The sequence below is a fragment of the Falsihalocynthiibacter arcticus genome (genome assembly GCF_000812665.2).
GTDB lineage: Bacteria > Pseudomonadota > Alphaproteobacteria > Rhodobacterales > Rhodobacteraceae > Falsihalocynthiibacter > Falsihalocynthiibacter arcticus.
In genome coordinates this window covers 3,432,128-3,450,548 of the sequence record NZ_CP014327.1, presented here as the reverse complement: position 1 = coordinate 3,450,548, position 18,421 = coordinate 3,432,128, and the positions used below count along the sequence as shown (strand labels likewise).

At 52.7% G+C, this 18,421-nt stretch carries 18 protein-coding genes and 2 pseudogenes; 6 read left to right on the top strand and 14 right to left on the bottom strand.

What is annotated here, in order from left to right:
• Position 1: 1 nt before the first annotated feature.
• The 6 genes from metA to guaA all read right to left on the bottom strand — a co-directional run bounded on the left by metA (position 2) and on the right by guaA (position 6,647).
• Positions 2 to 919, bottom strand: a complete 918-nt coding sequence (gene metA, locus RC74_RS16940) for a homoserine O-acetyltransferase MetA (protein WP_039003533.1) — start codon at positions 917 to 919, stop codon at positions 2 to 4.
• 41 nt (positions 920 to 960) lie between these two features.
• Complete coding sequence (locus tag RC74_RS16935; protein WP_039003534.1) at positions 961 to 1,821, bottom strand: hypothetical protein; 861 nt, start codon at positions 1,819 to 1,821, stop codon at positions 961 to 963.
• Between the two features lie 124 nt (positions 1,822 to 1,945).
• Positions 1,946 to 2,848 (bottom strand): OmpP1/FadL family transporter, encoded by a 903-nt coding sequence (locus tag RC74_RS16930; protein ID WP_236939963.1) that lies wholly within the window; start codon positions 2,846 to 2,848, stop codon positions 1,946 to 1,948.
• A gap of 385 nt (positions 2,849 to 3,233) precedes the next feature.
• Entirely contained in the window at positions 3,234 to 4,136 is a 903-nt protein-coding gene (locus tag RC74_RS16925) for a DMT family transporter (protein ID WP_052274988.1), read from the bottom strand.
• 19 nt (positions 4,137 to 4,155) lie between these two features.
• On the bottom strand, positions 4,156 to 5,025 hold the full coding sequence (locus tag RC74_RS16920; RefSeq protein WP_062628329.1) for a class I SAM-dependent methyltransferase: 870 nt from the start codon (positions 5,023 to 5,025) through the stop codon (positions 4,156 to 4,158).
• Between the two features lie 56 nt (positions 5,026 to 5,081).
• Positions 5,082 to 6,647: a glutamine-hydrolyzing GMP synthase gene (gene guaA, locus RC74_RS16915; RefSeq protein ID WP_039003537.1), complete on the bottom strand. Its 1,566-nt coding sequence runs from the start codon at positions 6,645 to 6,647 to the stop codon at positions 5,082 to 5,084.
• 191 nt (positions 6,648 to 6,838) lie between these two features.
• Here guaA and RC74_RS16910 point away from each other — a divergent pair, with 191 nt between their 5' ends.
• Positions 6,839 to 8,377: a trimethylamine methyltransferase family protein gene (locus RC74_RS16910; RefSeq protein WP_039003538.1), complete on the top strand. Its 1,539-nt coding sequence runs from the start codon at positions 6,839 to 6,841 to the stop codon at positions 8,375 to 8,377.
• Positions 8,378 to 8,421: 44 nt separating this feature from the next.
• Here the strand turns inward: RC74_RS16910 and RC74_RS16905 are convergent, their stop codons facing one another.
• Complete coding sequence (locus RC74_RS16905) at positions 8,422 to 8,709, bottom strand: DUF6477 family protein (protein WP_039003539.1); 288 nt, start codon at positions 8,707 to 8,709, stop codon at positions 8,422 to 8,424.
• A 215-nt stretch (positions 8,710 to 8,924) separates the two neighbouring features.
• Here RC74_RS16905 and RC74_RS23590 point away from each other — a divergent pair, with 215 nt between their 5' ends.
• Positions 8,925 to 9,473, top strand: a complete 549-nt coding sequence (locus RC74_RS23590) for a helix-turn-helix domain-containing protein (protein WP_335339550.1) — start codon at positions 8,925 to 8,927, stop codon at positions 9,471 to 9,473.
• Positions 9,389 to 10,045, top strand: coding sequence for a DUF6456 domain-containing protein (locus RC74_RS23585; RefSeq protein ID WP_335339549.1), 657 nt, complete (start codon positions 9,389 to 9,391; stop codon positions 10,043 to 10,045). The genes RC74_RS23590 and RC74_RS23585 overlap by 85 nt, the downstream gene beginning before the upstream one ends.
• Before the next feature lie 75 nt (positions 10,046 to 10,120).
• On the opposite strand, the gene RC74_RS16895 is transcribed toward RC74_RS23585, so the two are convergent.
• Positions 10,121 to 10,666, bottom strand: a complete 546-nt coding sequence (locus tag RC74_RS16895) for a peroxiredoxin (RefSeq protein ID WP_039003540.1) — start codon at positions 10,664 to 10,666, stop codon at positions 10,121 to 10,123.
• Between the two features lie 393 nt (positions 10,667 to 11,059).
• On the opposite strand from RC74_RS16895, the pseudogene lipA reads away from it, so the two are divergent.
• Together lipA and RC74_RS16885 are read left to right on the top strand one after the other, a co-directional pair.
• A pseudogene (gene lipA / locus RC74_RS16890) lies at positions 11,060 to 12,009 on the top strand (lipoyl synthase).
• Positions 12,006 to 13,106, top strand: a complete 1,101-nt coding sequence (locus RC74_RS16885; RefSeq protein WP_335339548.1) for an amidohydrolase — start codon at positions 12,006 to 12,008, stop codon at positions 13,104 to 13,106. The pseudogene lipA and the gene RC74_RS16885 overlap by 4 nt, the downstream one beginning before the upstream one ends.
• Positions 13,107 to 13,154: 48 nt before the next feature.
• On the opposite strand, the gene RC74_RS16880 is transcribed toward RC74_RS16885, so the two are convergent.
• Together RC74_RS16880 and hpt are read right to left on the bottom strand one after the other, a co-directional pair.
• Complete coding sequence (locus RC74_RS16880) at positions 13,155 to 13,343, bottom strand: hypothetical protein (RefSeq protein ID WP_039003543.1); 189 nt, start codon at positions 13,341 to 13,343, stop codon at positions 13,155 to 13,157.
• 3 nt (positions 13,344 to 13,346) lie between these two features.
• Positions 13,347 to 13,889: a hypoxanthine phosphoribosyltransferase gene (hpt, locus tag RC74_RS16875; protein WP_039003544.1), complete on the bottom strand. Its 543-nt coding sequence runs from the start codon at positions 13,887 to 13,889 to the stop codon at positions 13,347 to 13,349.
• 71 nt (positions 13,890 to 13,960) lie between these two features.
• Here hpt and RC74_RS16870 point away from each other — a divergent pair, with 71 nt between their 5' ends.
• Complete coding sequence (locus tag RC74_RS16870) at positions 13,961 to 14,413, top strand: type II toxin-antitoxin system RatA family toxin (RefSeq protein WP_039003581.1); 453 nt, start codon at positions 13,961 to 13,963, stop codon at positions 14,411 to 14,413.
• A 490-nt stretch (positions 14,414 to 14,903) separates the two neighbouring features.
• Here RC74_RS16870 and RC74_RS16865 read toward each other — a convergent pair whose 3' ends face one another.
• From RC74_RS16865 to ispF, 4 genes and pseudogenes are all read right to left on the bottom strand, one after another.
• Positions 14,904 to 16,082, bottom strand: coding sequence for an ammonium transporter (locus RC74_RS16865; RefSeq protein WP_039003545.1), 1,179 nt, complete (start codon positions 16,080 to 16,082; stop codon positions 14,904 to 14,906).
• 163 nt (positions 16,083 to 16,245) lie between these two features.
• Positions 16,246 to 16,716, bottom strand: coding sequence for a CinA family protein (locus tag RC74_RS16860; RefSeq protein WP_039003546.1), 471 nt, complete (start codon positions 16,714 to 16,716; stop codon positions 16,246 to 16,248).
• Positions 16,713 to 17,231 carry a phosphatidylglycerophosphatase A family protein gene (locus tag RC74_RS16855; protein WP_039003547.1) on the bottom strand — a complete coding sequence of 173 codons (519 nt, stop codon included), beginning with the start codon at positions 17,229 to 17,231 and terminating at the stop codon, positions 16,713 to 16,715. Before RC74_RS16855 ends, RC74_RS16860 begins: the two co-directional genes overlap by 4 nt.
• A pseudogene (ispF, locus tag RC74_RS21890) lies at positions 17,228 to 18,381 on the bottom strand (2-C-methyl-D-erythritol 2,4-cyclodiphosphate synthase). The gene RC74_RS16855 and the pseudogene ispF overlap by 4 nt, the downstream one beginning before the upstream one ends.
• Positions 18,382 to 18,421: the final 40 nt, after the last annotated feature.

The following is an 18,421-nucleotide window of genomic DNA, read 5'->3' as shown; positions in this document are numbered from 1 at the left end:
CTTAGGTCCCGATTTCGTCCATATTGTATTTTGTCGTTTGGTAAATTTCGTTTAACCAGTTGCCATAAAGCAAATGTGCGTGGCTGCGCCAACGGTTTTGCGGCACTTGGCTTGGGTCATCGTTCGGGTAATAGTTTTGTGGAATATTGATCGCCGTTCCCGTCTCGATATCGCGGTCATATTCCTGTTTAAGCGTGTCTGAATCATACTCAAAATGGTTAAAGATATAGAGCGCGCGATGGTCGGGATCTTCAACCAAACAGGGACCTGCGTCCTCGCTTCCCAAAAGCGTTGTGAGGTTTTTTGCTGTGTCGATCTCGTCTTGGTGAATTTCGGTCCAGCGACTTACCGGAATGACGCAATCGTCTGAAAAACCACGCAAATACTGGGAGCTGGGGTTAAGGTTCTGGTGGCGAAAACAACCAAATAGCTTGTGATCCAACAGATGTTTTTTGATACCGTGAAGATGGTGGATCATGGCCATGCCCCCCCAACAAATCCCGAATGTGGAATGCACGTTGGTTTGGGTCCAGTCCATGATGCGGCACAGTTCGTCCCAATAGGTGACGTCCTCAAAATCCAGATGCTCAATTGGCGCACCGGTAATCAATAGACCGTCAAATTTACGGTCTTTGATCTCGTCGAACGTGCGATAAAACGTTTCCATATGTTCGGCGGCGGTGTTTTTTGTTTGGTGTTCGCTCATGCGGATTAAAGTCAGGTCGATTTGCAACGGGGTTGCCCCGATCAGTCGCGCAAACTGGGTTTCGGTCTGAATTTTCTTGGGCATCAGATTAAGAAGACCGATTTGCAGCGGACGAATGTCTTGTCGTGCGGCAAGTTGTTCATCCATCACCATCACGCCCTCGCTCGAGAGAACCTCGTAAGCGGGAAGGGAGGATGGAATCTTAATCGGCATGGGGAACTCTTTTCTGAGATTGGTTTAGTTAAATAGGTCTCTTAGGCGTGGTTCTCAAGGGTACCCGCAACCAAAGCGTTGAAATCGTCAGGCGATTTGAGGCGAGCGACTTCGCTTGCGGGAACGGAGATGCCCCAATTGTCAGCCATCGCTTGATACCGTGGTTGGCGCGCAGTCAACGCGGCACGATACGCGGCTCGAATGAAGTCATTTGGATTAACATCCTCTTGCTTCACGTTGTTTTCTTTGAGGTATTCATCCCAAAACGGGAGCAGAAAGCTGGCCTGATAGCACATGGGTTTGGGCGATGCATTGAAGCGCGCGATAAGGGCCTCAGTGTGTTCATTCCCGCCTTCGATCCAAATCATCAGGGTGCTGTCTGACAGCGTTTTGAGCGTTGGATCTAGGGGATTCCACGGGTCAACGACTTCGCAAATAGAACCACCAGAGTCGCAGATGAAATTGTCATAACCATAAAGCTCGGTCGCACGCTTGATGAAATACGGCGTGTCCATAAGCGCACTCACTTCGGCGATGTGGTGCTGTTTTTGTCGCCGCATATATTCGTCTATCGGCAGGCCGCCCAAGGCGGAGCTGCCCGGTTTTCCGAGGTATGTCGAAAGGGGCGCGAGGTTTTCAAATGTGAGGTTTGAGGCAATGTAAATGCTGTCGCTAAGAAGGAGTTCCGCGAGAAACGGGTCCAGCAACGCATGCGCTTTGAAATTGTCGACGATAAATTCGCCCATGTACCGCGTGCCGATCCGATAATCGATGGAATAGTGGAACCAGTCGCCGGACGCGCGCAACATATTAGAGATATAAGTTTTTCCAAGACCAGACATCCCAAAAAGCAGGGCGTGTTTATTAGGGTTTTCGGACCATTCTTGGGCGGAGGGGATCATGGAGGTGGCTTTCGATTGCTTCCTCTCCGTCCTACCCAGCGCGAGGAGGGCGGTCAATTGCTAGAAACAGAAAAGGGCCCGCCGTTGCCGGTAGGCCCAGTTCATAATCAGGTATTTATCGTGATTAGAGTGCTAAACCAATCCGCAAACCAAAGGCCAGCGCATTGTTGTCTTGGAAGCTCGACGCTGGGCCGCCCAAACCAAGGGTAGTTTCCGCATCGCCAATCATGACATATTTCACGCCTGCCGTGATTTTCATGTTTTCGCGCGTGTAGGTTCCACCGAGACCCACCGAGAATTGTCCGTCGGTTGGGTTGAGGTTGGACTGGTAGCCGCCATTGGATTTTTCATAACCCGCAGAGATGGCGCCCGACCAAGAGTCGCTAAATTTACGTCCAACGCCAAGGGTGTAGGTGAAAACGTCATCCTCATAGGATACCAGCGAACCGCCACCTGTGAGGGTCGCATAGTCGGTTGGGGAAATGTCATAATCCGACCAGTTCACCCATCGAATGGAGCCGAAAACCAACGTGTCTTCTGCGACGCCGGATTGGAATTCGAGGTTCACAGATTGTGGTGAATTCACTTCGGTTACCGAGGTGTTATCCGCGCCCAAGGCTGCCGAGGACTCGGTGGTTTCAAGGTCGTGCGAGATTTTCGAGTTGTAGGTCAATGCGACCCGCAAGGCGATGTCCGGACGCTCATATGCGGCCCCAACCAGGTAGCCGAACGCGCCATTTTTGCTGCCAACGGCGTCATATGATGACACAAACGGGATATTCGCGGTAGCTTCGAGGGTTTCGTAGCGCAGACCGCCGAATACGCTGTAACCTTCGTTGATATTATATTTCAGGATACCAGTGATTGCCGCCGTGTTAAGTTCGGCAACGGATCCCGTCGCAAAATAGGGCGCAGAGGGATAGGCAACGTCGGCACCAAAGGGTTCGTCGATGATGATTGCTGCGTCCAATTTGTCGCTAAAGCTGTGCTTATACGCGCCCGAAAACTGGGTATAGGCAGGAGCCATGTCGCCCGAGGCCCCCCTGGAGTTGGCGAATATGTTGCGCCGACGCCCGAGATACTTGGGTTTATTGTGCCGACAGAAACTTCAACATAGTTTCCTTCTTCAAAGAGAATGGCAGTGCTTTGATAGGAGCGATCTACACCACCCGCGAGTGCGGCGCTGGTGGTCGTGGCCATTAGGACCGCGGTGGTTGTTATAAGTTTCATTTTCCCCTCCCTGGGAATGTTCAGACATCTATGAGTGAAGTCGGTGTGAAGATGCCGCTCAGGGGTCATCCAAGTCAAATTTGACGCCGCGTAACCATTTTGGGACGTTAAGTTTTGCAGAAAGTACCGCAACGTAATTGTGTTATTTCAGTCACCGGTTTCTTATAACTGAACTGTCGGGTTTAGATTTGAGCCTCCCGTGAAATCCGCGACTCATGCACAAGATTGAGATAATTTGCACCAAAGATGATAATTGCTCCGATCCATACATAGATGTCGACGGTTTCGTTAAACAAGAAAAACCCTAATATTGCGATAACCGGCAAACGGGCAAAATCAATTGGCATGATGGAGGCCGCAGGGGCCAAGGATAACGCCCGCGTTAAGCATAGATGCGCCATCAGACCCATGAGGCCAACCGCGATGACTGCCGGAATGAGGGGCGGGCTGGGCAGGGCGATTTCCCCGTCGTAGCCAGCCATAACAACGCCAAAAACCGATTGGGTGACGGTGAGGTAGAACATGATTGCCGTGATCGACTGGGTGCGGGTCAGGCGGCGCGTTAACAGGCTGGTGACGGCAAAACATATGGCCGCCAAGGCCGCGAGCCCTTCGCCCAAGGACAGGTTGCCGAACGTCGGGCGCGTCACGATTAAAATGCCGACGAAACCTGCTAAGGCGGTCAACGCGCGGCTTCTGGTTAGGTTTTCGCCCAAAATGAATGGCGCAAGGAGCAGCACCCAAACGGGGGATGTAAACTCAATGGCAAAGACTTTTGCGATCGGAATGAGGACGAGCGCCGCGAACCATAGGTTTTGCCCCGTAAAATGAAACAGATTGCGGATCAGTTGCTGGGGGAAAGCGCGCCATGTGATTTCGGTGTACCGTTTGGACCACAGAACATAGCCGCAAACAATGACCACACCCGTAAACGAGCGGTACATCATCAACTCAAACGTATCCAATTCCTGCATGACCGCGCGCCCCGCGATGGCCATTGCGCTAAAGGCAAACACGGCCCCACACATCCAAAACGCAGCATGGATAAAATCCGCATGGGCGGTGTTTTTTGACGGAGGGATCATAGGTCAGTCCAAACTAGTTTTAACGTTTTTGAACGAACCAATAAGATTGATAGGGATCGTTGAGGGAGCGGTCTTGCTTCACGATTTTGAGGTCGGGGAATTGCGCGTGGAACCACGCAACGGTCATGGATGTGTCGCCGTAAGTTACATCCCCGTCAACTGTTTCTCGGCTATGGGGAACAAAAGCAAACCCGCCGGCATCGTGTGACTCTTCACAGTGCGCACGCTGTTGGGGGGCGGTTTCTTTGAAATGCTGTGCCCAATACTCGATCTCGCGCGTTGTGATAAGGAGGATGCCATCCGCAGTGAGATATTTTGCTACCGTTGAGATTCCCGCGCGCGTGGCACGTTCAGAAAGGTGCGTAAACACCGAGAAGGCAAAAATAAAATCAAATCGCGCGTCACCGACGGGCAAGTCTGTGGGTAAATAATCAGAGACCGCGAAATTCGTGGTCAGGCCATCGTTTTTACAGATTTCGATGGAGCGATCCCAAGGGTCGACGCCGAAGTAGTTTTCTTCCTCGGTAAAGAAATACATCATGCGGCTGATGCGGCCATAGCCACAACCAAAGTCCAGAATTTTGGCGTCTGACAGGGGTTTCCCTGAAATTTCAGAGTAGTTATAGGCCGCAGATCGCACGAAATCGAGCGTCTGGGTCAAAAGGAACGCGCCGCTGTTGCCAGTCCAATTGCGTTGAACCTCGGCCTCGGCCATACGCGGAAGCAAGGCCGACAACTTGGGGTAAGTCGCATCGGGCAGCGAAATAAGAAACAGTCCGAAATCCGACAACCCCAACGCCCGAAGACGCGCAAGTGCTTCGCCTCGCGTGGATTGCGCGGTCAGGTCGGACTCAATCTTCGCAAGCAACTCACTGCTATGGGAAAACAAGACGGGTTCGATGGGCGCAGGAGCCTGTGGAGCTAATCTCGCGCGTAAACGTTGCTTTATTCCCACTCGATCGTACCGGGAGGTTTTGAGGTGATGTCGTAGGTCACGCGGTTGATGCCTTGAACTTCGTTGATGATCCGCGTCGCGGTTTCGCCAAGGAATTCATGGGTAAATGGATAATAATCCGCCGTCATTCCGTCCACCGAAGTCACCGCCCGCAAAGCACAGGCGAAATCATAGGTGCGCCCATCGCCCATCACACCGACGGTGCGCACAGGGAGAATGGCGACGAAAGCTTGCCAAATCTCGTCATAAAGACCGTGTTTGCGGATTTGATCGATATAAACGGCATCCGCTTCGCGCAGGATCTCAAGTTTGGCGCGGGTAATCTCACCGGGGCAACGGATCGCAAGGCCAGGCCCTGGGAAGGGATGACGGCCAATAAAGCTCGCGGGAAGGCCAAGCTCACGGCCCAGCGCACGGACCTCATCCTTGAACAATTCGCGCAAGGGTTCCACAAGTTTAAGACCCATCTTCTCAGGTAGGCCGCCCACGTTGTGGTGGCTTTTGATCGTCACCGAAGGCCCGCCGGAAAAGCTCACGGATTCAATCACATCTGGGTACAAAGTGCCCTGCGCAAGGAATTCCGCGCCTTCGATCTCGTTGGCATATTTCTGGAACACATCAATAAACAAGCCACCGATGATTTTGCGCTTGGTTTCGGGATCAGATTGCCCGTCGAGCGCGCCCAAAAATAGCTCTTTTTCGTCTGCATAGATCAGCTTGATCTTATAGTTGTCGCGGAACATTTTCACGACTTCTTCGGCTTCATCCTTGCGCAGCAAACCGTGGTCCACAAACACACAGGTAAGCTGATCCCCAATCGCTTCGTGGATCAAAACGGCCGCGACCGAGCTGTCAACGCCGCCCGACAACCCACAGATAACTTGCTTGTCTCCGACTTGTTCGCGGATTGCGTCAATCGCTTGTTCGCGGTACGCGCCCATGGTCCAATCGCCTGTAAAGCCGGCCATTTTAACGAAATTTTCGTAGAATTTCGCGCCATTGGGTGTGTGGTGGACTTCGGGGTGAAACTGCACGGCATAAAAGCCGCGCGTCGTGTCTGCGGTGATCGCAAAGGGAGCGTTTGGCGACGTGCCATATACTTCAAACCCAGGAGCGATGGCGCTCACGTGGTCGCCGTGGCTCATCCATACCTGTTCTTTGTCCTGTTCAAACCAGCCGTCCAGAAGGCCGATTTTATCGCCGGTTGGCACGACATAAGCGCGGCCAAATTCGGCCGTTCCATGGCCGGATTCAACTTTGCCGCCCAGCATATGCATCATAACTTGTTGACCGTAACAAATGCCCAAGATGGGCACATCAAGGTCAAACACTGCCTTAGGCGGACGGGGCGAACCCTCGTCAATCACACTGGCAGGGCCGCCTGACAGGATCACCGCTTTTGGCGCAAATTCGGCCAAGAATGCAGGGGTCACTTTTTGAAACGGATGGATTTCACAATAGACAGACAGCTCGCGCAGACGACGCGCAATGAGCTGCGTCACTTGGGACCCAAAGTCGATGATTAGCAGGCGCTCATGCGAAGGAATATCATTCATTATTTGGCAATAATGTGCATGGGCGTTCTGTGCAAGTGGTTGCGACCCTCGGGCGGCAATTTGCGTGTAATTTTTAAACTGCACATGGAATTAAACACAAATGTCGCTTTCCGTCCAAAAATGTCTGTTTTTAACACCGCCAAAGGCAGCGGTCATGAGAACAAAAGTAAACATCGGTATAGGAGACGTTTATGACGTTAGAATCAGGTCGCAAACGGGGAGGCGGCGGTTCTGCGCGTCGCGCCGCACGCAGTGCCGTAAGTTTTGATACCGCGCCCGTCATTGATCGCGCGATCCCAAATTACGAAATCCTCAACGAGGAAGCGCTTCAAATAATCGAGCGCAACGCCGAAACGATTTTGGCAGAAACAGGTGTGAATTTCCTCGAAAATCCGGAAGCGTTGGAGCTTTGGCGCGCGGCTGGTGCGCAAATTGAGGATGATCGCGTGCGGATTCCCCGTGGATTGGCGCGGGAATTGTGCAAAACAGCGCCGTCGAGTTTTATCCAGCATGCGCGCAATCCCGAACGGAATGTGGAAATCGGCGGCAAAAAACTGGTGCTCGCACCTGTTTATGGTCCGCCCTTCGTGCGCGACCTTGAGGGCGGGCGCCGCTATGCCACCATGGCGGATTTCGAGAATTTCGTGCGTTTGGGCTATATGTCCAAATTCTTGCACCATTCCGGCGGAACCGTGTGTGAGCCGACCGATGTACCAGTGAACAAGCGGCATCTCGACATGCTCTTGGCGCATATGACCTTGAGCGATAAGCCGTTTATGGGGTCGGTCACGGAACCTAGCCGCGCTCAAGACAGTGTGGAGATGTGTGAAATTCTGTTCGGCAAGGACTTCGTGCGGGACAATACGGTGATGACGTCGCTCATCAATATCAACTCACCGCTCTCGTTTGACTCGATTATGATGGGGTCGCTTGAGGTCTATGCGCGTGCAAATCAGGCCTGCATCATTTCGCCTTTCGTTGTTGGCGGGGCCATGGCACCTGTTTCCGTCGCGGGGACATTGGCGCAGGTTTTGGCCGAGGTCATGGCGGGCGTTGCCTATAGCCAACTGATCCGCAAAGGCGCTCCGGTGATTTTCGGAACGTTCGTGACGTCGATTGACATGAATTCGGGTGCACCGACCTTTGGCACACCAGAAGCTTCACAAATCCTTTACGGTGCGGGCCAGCTCGCGCGCCGCCTTAACCTTCCGTTTAGGTCTGGTGGCGGGCTCTGTGGCTCAAAGCTGCCTGATGCGCAGGCGGGATATGAAACCGCAAATACCCTCAACGCGGCCCTTTTGGGCGGCGTGAACTTCATGCTCCATGCCTGTGGTTGGCTTGAAGGCGGGCTTGTGGCCTCGCTTGAGAAGTTTGTTCTCGACGCGGACCAACTGGGGGCTTTGCACAAACTCGCTGAGGGCGTTGCGATAGATGAAAACGCCCAAGCTATGGACGCGATCGTTGAGGTCGGGCCGGGAGGGCACTTTTTAGGGTGCGCCCATACCCAAGCAAATTATCAGTCGGCCTTTTGGCGCAGCAATGTCCTCGACTATAAACCCTTCGAGACGTGGGAAGACGAAGGCGCGCGGGATAGCCAATCTTTGGCCGCGACGAAGGTGAAACAACTGCTCTCAGACTACCGTGCTCCCGCCCTTGATCCCCTAATCGAGCGAGCCCTTAGGAGCTATGTAGCTGAAAAGAAAGCCTCTGTTCCAGATTCGTTCTTATAGACACAATTTACCTCAAATTGGGGCGGAAACTGGTTTTCCGCCCTTTATGCTGTCCGCACCGCTAATAATTTTGCTTCCCCCATAAGTGCGACAAGCATCTCAATATGCAGCATTACACTGTAACTTGCGTCGCCCAATTTCCGCTTTTCTTCGAGAATTTGTTCCTCACTCATGAGGGTAATTACGGCCTGTCCAGGGCCCGGAAGACGTGCGTCTTTGATTAGGCGTGGAAGGTGACGGTCCCTATTATACTCGCTTAAACCGTGGCGAGCAGCCCGAACGAGGAGGCGAGGGCGGTTCAACATTTTCAGCATTGTTAGGATATCATTCATGGTCTTCTCCGTGAGTTTTTGATGTCTACACAGAATGACTCAACTTAGACGTGTGTTGCGGATGAAAATAATCGCCGAACGTTAGTTTGCCGATTGTTTAGCATTTGGAAACAATCATAGCAAGTCACAAGATTTTAACGAGGGCGTAACCAATTGAAACATCATTCCTTCCTACAAAATCGCCATAAGACCATTGCCAACTCAAGGAGACTGTAATGGGGGAAAATTTGGATAGCAGACCGGTTTGTACGTTGCTGCCCCACTGGGGACCGGATGCCGCTGAACGCTATTTACTTCACACGGAAACGGGTCTGTCCATTCGTGCCGTGGCACGAAACGCTGGATGCCACGCGTCCACTGTTTTGCGTCAAATTCGCCGGTTTGAAAACCGTCGCGACGATATTCTAATCGACAAGGCTCTGCGCGACTTGGGCAAAGCACATTTTCCCAACAGCCCTATAAACAAGGATACCCAGATGGCTGCGCCCAAACGAAACCCAAACCAAACGGCCTCTGATATTGAGCTGCATTCCGAGGCGCAGCGGGTGTTGCGACGCCTGTGTAAAACAGGGGCGATTTTGGTCGTTGCTGGGAATATGGATATGGCAGTTGTGCTGCGAGATCTTCCCGGTGGGAAATCTGCGCGCACACAATTGTTGATCGTCATATTGCCGAGGCGATGGCGCTCAAAGAATGGATCAAATGCAAAAAATCCGGTAAAATCGCCCAGTATGAAGCGACGGTTTCTGGCCGTAGTTTCCTGAAATCCACAATGGACTCCCCAAACCGTATGGGCGGGATGGCACATGGGTTTGCCGAGGCCCCCACGCGTTTTGATGCCGCTCCCACCACATGGTCCAATGATCGTGACGAAGACCGGCCGGTTAAGCGCTATACCTTGGCAGAAAGTCCACTGATCGCCTTGGCCCGTCGCCGTGACAAAACCGGTAAGCCCTTTGTAAACGACGATTTAGTCGCCGCGGGCGAGCGGCTTCGGGAAGATTTCGAATTGGCTCAAATGGGGCTTCAGGATCAAAAGATTTGGGAGCAATATTTGATGCAAATCGAAGATGGCTCAACGGTTCCGACGCCCACGTTTCGCAATGAAAAACAAAAGGCCGCCCATGATCGTACCCGTGAGGCGCTGCGGGATTTGGGGCCGGGACTTGGGCATGTCGTTTTGCGGTGTTGCTGTTTCCTTGAGGGGATTGAAACCACCGAAAAAGAGATGGATTGGGCCGCGCGGAGTGGCAAAATCGTGCTCAAAATTGCCTTGCAACGGTTAGCTTTTCACACGACGAAGTCCTATGGAAAATACGGACCAATGATTGGTTGATGCACGAAACATACGAAAACAAAAAAAGGGCCTTTCCAATGGAAGGCCCTTTTCGTGTCTATAAAACGTGAAGCCTTAAGCCGCGACTGATTTCTCTGCGCGTAGCCAGTTCAACAGGTTTTCTGGTGAGGACTCGCCATAGGTGTCCTCAGTGCCGTTGTCGGCAATGCCGGGTTCTGCGAACCAGCCCTCGATCACACCGTCATTCACGATGGCCGCATAGCGCCACGACCGCATGCCAAAACCAACGTTTGATTTCTCAACCAGCATGCCCATTTTGCGGGTAAATTCGCCGGAACCGTCGGGAATGACGTTAACGTTTTTAAGGTCTTGGCTCTGGGCCCATTTGTTCATCACAAAGCTGTCGTTGACGGACAAACAATAGATGCCCTCGATGCCTTCTTGTTGGAAGTCAGCAAAACCTTTTTCAAACCCTGGGAGCTGAAACGTCGAGCAAGTTGGCGTAAACGCACCGGGGAGGGCGAATAAAATAACGCGTTTGCCTGCGAAATAATCGCGGGTTGTTTTGTTTTCCCAGCGGAACGGATTGTCGCCGCCAATAGACTCGTCGCGAACGCGGGTGTGAAATGTTACCTCTGGAAGTTTTGCGCCAATTTGCATGTCTGCTCCTGTCGTGTTTTTGAATTCTAATGCGGTTTATAACGATTCTAAGTAGCGTGCAATGGCGTGGCTTCAAGTGCGGAACCATTAGAAATTTCATCATCTTAGGAAAAGCGGTGTGACATGGAAAGAGGCAGCCCCGAGAGGCGACCTTCGATATAAAATGATGTGCAACCGCACCGCATGCGAGGGCTTAGCCCATGAAGGCAACAGATCCACAACCAAAAAATTCCAAGACAAACGCACCGAAAATTCCTGCTATTACAGTTTTCGTATAATTTCCGTGCCGCGGCAGCTTACGCCCCCTATTGCAAGCCAGTTATGCATGTGTAACTTGGCTCTGGTAGCCACATGAAAAAGCGATATATTGTGGTTAATTGAGGGAATGTTTCTATGCGTGATCTAAAAATACCGGCCGAACGTCATCCTGAAAAAGCAAAACGTCCGGACAATCCACAGCCTAAAAAGCCAAGCTGGATCCGTGTGAAAGCGCCCGGCGGCAAAGGCTATGCCGAAACGCATAAGATTATGCGCGAGAATAAGTTGACCACGGTTTGCGAAGAAGCTGGCTGTCCGAACGTTGGCGAATGTTGGTCGCAAGGGCACGCCACGATGATGATTATGGGCGAGGTTTGTACCCGCGCCTGTACGTTCTGTAATATCGCGACGGGCAAACCCCCGAGGATTTGGATGCATTTGAACCGGGCCGTGTTGCCCATGCGGTCAAGAAATTGGGCCTAAATCACGTGGTGATTACCTCTGTGGATCGCGACGATATTGAGGATGGTGGTGCCGAGCACTTCGCCCAGACCATCCGCGCCATTCGCAAGCAATCGCCCAATACAACGATCGAAATTCTGACGCCCGACTTTATTCGCTGTGATCCAAAGGTTCTCGAAATTGTTGTTGAGGCGCGTCCTGATGTGTTCAATCACAATCTCGAAACGGTGCCCGGCCTTTATCCCGAAGTCCGCCCCGGTGCGCGCTATTTCCATTCTCTGCGCCTTTTGCAGAGGGTAAAAGAAATGGACCCGTCGATGTTTACTAAATCGGGGATCATGGTCGGCCTTGGCGAAGACAAGCAAGCCGTGATGCAAGTCATGGAAGACATGCGCGCCGCCGACATCGATTTCTTGACCATCGGTCAATATCTTCAGCCAACGCCCAAGCACCACGCGATTGATCGGTTTGTGACGCCCGAAGAATTCAAAACCTATGAAAAAGCCGCCTATGGCAAAGGGTTCCATATGGTTTCCGCCACGCCGCTCACCCGCAGTTCCTACCACGCTGGGGACGATTTCGCGCGTTTGCGGACGGCGCGTTTACAGAAATTGGGGCGTTGAGCGCGAGCCTCAATTGGGTTCGGGATTTGCGGCACGCGTTGCACGTGATTGCGGAAGTTTCAGGCCAAGAACATAAAACTTCGGCGCTAATTGCGCAGGAGTTAAAGCGGTTTGCTCCCGATAAGATTCTAAAATCCGTCGGCGGGCAGGGTGTTATTGCCCTCTTTCATGGTGCGCAAGCTGGCCCGACGATTGGATTTCGCGCCGAGCTTGACGCGTTGCCGATTTATGAATTGTCAGACATTTCCTACCGCTCCGAAAACGACGGTGTTGCGCATCTATGTGGGCATGACGGGCATATGTGCATGGTACTTGCCCTTGCCGAAGAGCTTTCAAAACAGCGGCCCAAGTCAGGCACCGTCGCACTCATTTTCCAACCCGCCGAGGAAACAGGGCAGGGTGCAAAAGCCCTTGTTCAAGATCCGAAATTCGCGGCGTTAAAGCTGGATTACCTGTTTTCGCTCCACAACGCACCCGGACAGGACGTGGGGAAAATTCAAATTCCGGCAACGGCTGCCAATTGCGCTTCTCGGGGTTTGAAAATTATGCTGACGGGAAAAACCAGCCACGCGGCGGCTCCCCATGACGGGCTATCCCCCATGCCAACCGTTGCCCGTCTGATGCCTGCTTTGGCCGCACTTGCGGACCCTTCCGGCGGCGTCCAATCGCCCGATTTTTCGCTCGTAACCCTGACGCATGCAACGCTCGGAAAACCAACCTTTGGAATCGCGCCCGGTTATGCCGAGATTTGGGCCACCCTGCGCAGTCGCTCGGACGCGGCAATGGAAAACCTGTGCCAACAGGCCGAAACCCTTGCGACTCAGGCTGCGGCCGAAGCTGGACTTGAGCTGGAATTTTCCTACCATGACGTTTTTGACGCCTGCGAAAATCACCCTCAGGCGGTAAACCTGTTAAAAAAATCTCTGCGAAAGGCGCAAATTCCTTTTGAAATAGCCCAACAGCCACAATTTTGGTCCGAGGATTTCGGGCAATATTCACAGTCAGCACACACGGCGATGTTCTGGTTGGGGCGGGCGTGCACCAACCCCAACTTCATACGCCAACCTATGATTTCCCAGACGAGATTTTACCCGTAGGAACGGGCGCTTTTTTGGCGGTAATCCGAGAATACCTAGGATAATCGCCTAATTCTGAACCTTAATTTTGGACGGGCGTTCGCTGCTCAACTCTTGCGGCCAGCCGACCCAACGCTCCACAGAATAAATAGCACCACAGGCCAAAACCACCCCAAACACCACCAAAACGCGCAGCTTTGACGGTGGCTTATCCGTCCATAAACGTATGCGAAGAAATTGGCGCGGGTTAAGGCTCATTGTCTACTCCTCGGTAAAACGAACTTTGCCGATATACGGAAGGTTGCGGTTTCGTTGCGCAAAATCAATGCCATAGCCGACAACGAATTCGTCTGGGATTTCAAAACCTGTCCAATCGGCGCGGAAATCAACCTCGCGTCGTTCGGGTTTATCAAGCAAAGCGCAGGTTTTTAGGCGCGCTGGGTTCCGGCTTAACAACATATGCGTCACATGCGAGAGCGTGTGCCCCGTGTCGACAATGTCCTCCACAACCAAGACATCGCGGCCTTCAATAGCACCGCGCAAATCTTTCAAAATGCGCACTTCGCGACTGCTCTCTGTGCTATTCCCATAGGAGGACGCCTCGAGAAAATCGACCTCTACGGGCAAATCCAATTCGCGCACAATGTCGGCGATAAACACAAAGGAGCCGCGCAGAAGGCCGACAACAATCAATTTATCCGTGTCGCGAAACTCGGCTTCAATCTCGTGGGCGAGTATTTCAATCCGAGCCGCAATCGATTTGGCCGAGATCATTTGGTCGATGACATATGGACGCGTTGGCATAAAACCCCCCTTGCATTTGGGCGCGGAGTACACGAAATGGGGGGCAACGCCATGTAAAAATTGGAAACACAATGTCTAGCCACCAAGAAACGCGCATATTGCCCTATTCCGCCGAGCAGATGTACGATTTGGTCGCTGATGTGGCAAAATACCCTGAGTTCTTGCCGTGGTGTAGTGGTGCACGCATTCGTTCCGTGACGCCGATTGACGGCGGCGACGAGGTTCTTGCGGACCTTGTGATCAGCTTCAAAGTGTTTCGCGAGCGTTTTGGCAGTCGCGTGCGTTTGTTTCCCGCGCAAAGCTTGATTGAGACAGAATATCTTGATGGACCATTTAAATACCTCAAAAGCCATTGGAAATTCCGTGACATTGATGCTGGTGGTTGCGAAGTAGAGTTCTATGTGGATTTTGAGTTCAAAAACATCATTCTGCAGAAACTCATCGGTGTCGTTTTTAACGAAGCCATGCATCGCATTGTGAGAGCCTTTGAAATCCGTGCCAAGTATTTATACCCGATGCCTTAAAGGTCCCTATTGGAGTTCCTTTTTGTTTTTGACTATTCGGATGACACAACGACTTATGCAAGCTTTTAGGATAAAAACCACTAGATGGCGCTCGAAACCGTTTTTCAGAAATGCGATATGAAAATCATCTTTGGAAGACTTGGGGCCTTTCCAAAGAAGAGAGTGATGACAAAAAGAGACGCTATTTAGAGGTATTCGCGTCAAGGCTGTCTGTTTTGTGCGTACGCCCAAAGACTTCGCTAAATCTGCCATACAGGAACTTATTAAAGGCTGTGAGCAGCCCCACTTGGGTGGTCCAAGTTGAATCTAGTGTTATGTATTTTCGCAAACTTGTATTGAAATCGGAACGTAAAGGATGGCTATTTAAGAGCGTAAGGTATGTGTGGAGGTTTTGGCTGCGGAAATAGCTTTGCAAAATGGCGTAAAAGGTAAAGGTGCTTGGGGAATAGGGCCGCACAGCTGAGAACGGCCCTGTTTTTGTAAATGCAAACTAAGAGTTGAATTCGTAAGCCCGTTCGCCGTGCTCTTCGAGGTCAAGGCCGTTGGCTTCCATTTCCTCTGTCACGCGGAACATCACGACCATGCTGGCCAATTTGACCAAAACCACAGTGACAACCAGTGTAAATCCGCCCACGATTGCCAGCGAGCCGAGTTGCGCTGTCCATGTGCCATAGCCAAACACGGCAATCATAATCGTGCCGAAAATACCGCCCACACCGTGCACCGCGAACACATCCAATGTGTCGTCTAACTTAATGCCGTTGCGGATGAAATTCACGGCTTCCTGACACAGGATCCCTGCGACTGCGCCGATGATCAGGGCTTCGACGGGGCCAACGAATCCCGAAGCGGGTGTGATCGACGCAAGACCCGCGATGGTTCCTGTGACAATCCCCACGAGGCTGGCTTTGCCATATTTAACACGTTCCCAGAAGGCCCACGTCAGCGAAGCGGTTGCCGCTGAAATATGTGTGACGGTGATCGCCATAGCTGCGCCGCCGTCTGCTGCGAGCTGTGATCCGCCGTTAAAACCAAACCATCCAACCCAAAGCATGGACGCGCCGAGCATCACCAATGGCGGCGAGTGGGGCGGCTTGGTCGCCACCCTGCGCGCGCCCAACATCACCGCCAAAACGAGGGCTGCGATCCCTGCCGTTTCATGCACAACGATGCCGCCCGCGAAGTCTTTGACGCCGACCGCGCCAAATATCCCGCCGTCTGACAGGAATCCTCCGCCCCAAATCCAGTGGACCACGGGCGCATAGCACAACAGCATCCACAGGCCCGAAAACAACATTACAAATCCAAAACCGATCCGTTCAACATAAGCTCCAACGATCAACGCGGGTGTGATGATCGCGAAGGTCATTTGGAACGCAAAGAACAATACTTCCGGCAGAGTTCCCGTGAGGCTGTAAACAGTCACCCCATCGAGAAACATTTTGCCCAGACCGCCCCAATAGGCGTTCCCGTCGCCAAACGCGATGGTATAACCAAAGGCGAACCATAGAACGCTCATTAAACACGCAATTGCATAACAATGCATGAAGACGCTGAGCACATTGCGCGCCCGCACGAGTCCGCCATAAAACAGCGCAAGCCCTGGTATTGTCATAAACAAAACCAAAGCCGTTGCGACCAAAATCCAAGCTGTATCTGCCCCGTTCATATTCCGCTCCGTTCGTTCCAAAATCCGGTGTTAAGGGGTTGAAGCGACTTGTGCGTGCTGAGGAAAGAGGCAAGGGCCTGCCTTGGGGTCTAAAATACAGGCAGTTCTAAAAGCCGCTAAAATATGCGCAGTATTTTAGCGACCTGCACAAGAAAACGTCAAACTAAGAAAACGCGCGTAACAAAAGGTCAAGGGCGTGGTCTCGGGCTTTTATCCGCACATTGTCGCGCCCTAAAGCGCCAAATTCGACGGTTTCACTATGTGTGTCCTGCCCCAATCCCGCGAGTCCAAAACACACGCGCCCCTCGGGTTTAAACTCGCTACCACCGGGGCCGGCGATCCCCGTGATCGACACCGCAAGGGTGGCGTTTGAATGCGCGAGCGCGCCCTCGGCCATCTCGCGCGCAACCTCTTGCGAGACCGCGCCGTGGGCTTTGAGCGTTGCTGCGCTGACGTTCAACATGTCCTGTTTTGCTTGATTGGTATAGGTGATGAAGCCGCGATCAAACATGGCAGAGCTTCCCGCGACATCCGTCAAAGCCACGCTAACCATACCCCCCGTGCAGCTTTCAGCTGTCGCAATAACATGCGATTCTAATTTAGCCTTTTCAAGTATTTGCGCGGCAATGCTCATGTAAGAACGATATGATATAGCGCCGCAAACGCGACAACCACAATGGCCGACATTACCCCTGCTATCACGTCGTCGAGCATGACGCCAATCGCATCGTCGCGCTCGTCTGCCCAACCAACAGGGCCTGGTTTGGTGATGTCAAAAAGCCGGAAAGCGGCAAAGGCGACGATCCATCCTGGATAGAGCGCCAAAATCGACGCCCCCATGATTTGCGCGCCATAAGACAAGGGCAAAAGCGCGATCCACATACCGGCGACCTCATCAATAACGATCTCGCTGGGGTCGTGATCTGTCTTGCCGCGGGTTTCCTTTTCAATCGCCCAGACTCCGATAAAGATGACCGCAACTGTCGCTAATACAGCCCCCGAAAACCCACCATACAGATGTACGAGCAGGAAGACGGGCAGGGCCGCGAGGCTCCCCCATGTGCCCGGAGCGGGTTTAATCAGGCCCGCGCCAAAGAATACAGCGATGTGTTTGCTGGCTTGAGCCGAGAAGGTTGCGAGTTTGCTCATTTTTTCACCAATGTTGTGGTTGCGATCGAGGCAATGCCTTCGCCGCGCCCAGTAAATCCGAGGCGTTCGGATGTTGTTGCTTTCACACTCACACGATCCACCTCCATGTTCATAATTTCGGCCATTACTGTTCGCATATCGGCCGCGTGGGGGCCGATTTTGGGGAACTCGCAGATCAATGTGCAATCCACATTCGAGATTGAAAACCCCATTTCCCGCGCCAGTTCCACTGCGTGACGTAAGAAAATATGGCTTTCAGCGCCCTTCCATTGGGGATCACTTGGGGGAAATGCTGGCCAATATCCCCCTGCGCTAAGGCACCATAAATTGCATCCGTCACTGCGTGCATGCCGACATCTGCATCCGAATGTCCTTGGAGACCGCGCTCGAAGGGGACGCGCACTCCGCATAAAACAACATGGTCACCCGTGCCAAATCTATGCACGTCAAAGCCATTTCCAAGGCGTATATCCATCGGGTCTTCTTTCATCGCTAAGAGTCGTTCCGCGCGGTCAAAATCTGCGGGATAAGTGAGTTTTAGGTTGTCTTCGTGGCCTTGAGTTATGGTTACGTCTATCCCTAAACTAAGGGCGAGTTCCACATCATCTGCGGCGGCTATTCCAGAGGCATGCGCCGTACGAATGGTGTTTATTTCAAAGCCTTGTGGCGTTTGTGCGCGGTATAATCCATCTCTTGCCTGCGGGGCCGTAACCTGCCCGTCAACACCGCGCCAAAGCGCATCTGTTACGGCAAGAGCAGGAGCGGCGGCGGGGCCAGCTTTAAGAGCTTCAATCACGCCATCAATGGTCGATTTTGCCACCAAGGGGCGTGCGCCGTCGTGGATTAACACATGGGTGATCGGGGAGGGAATTTGCGCAAGTCCGTGGGCGACCGAGGCGGAGCGACTTTCGCCGCCCTCCACATATATCACATCGGTTCGGCCTTTGAGGGCGTCGCGCGCGCACTCCACTCCACCCATCGGCGCAACAACGATTATTTCGGAAATCAACGGGTGGTTGGAAAAACAATCGACGGTACGAGCGACAACTGCGCGCCCCGCGAGCATTTGGAACTGTTTCGCACGCCCAGACCTGTCGGCGCCCATGCGAGACCCATTTCCAGCGGCAACAATTAAAGCAGCAATGCGCATAGGGGATTGTTAACTTTCGTTGTTTTCACGCCCCTTGTTT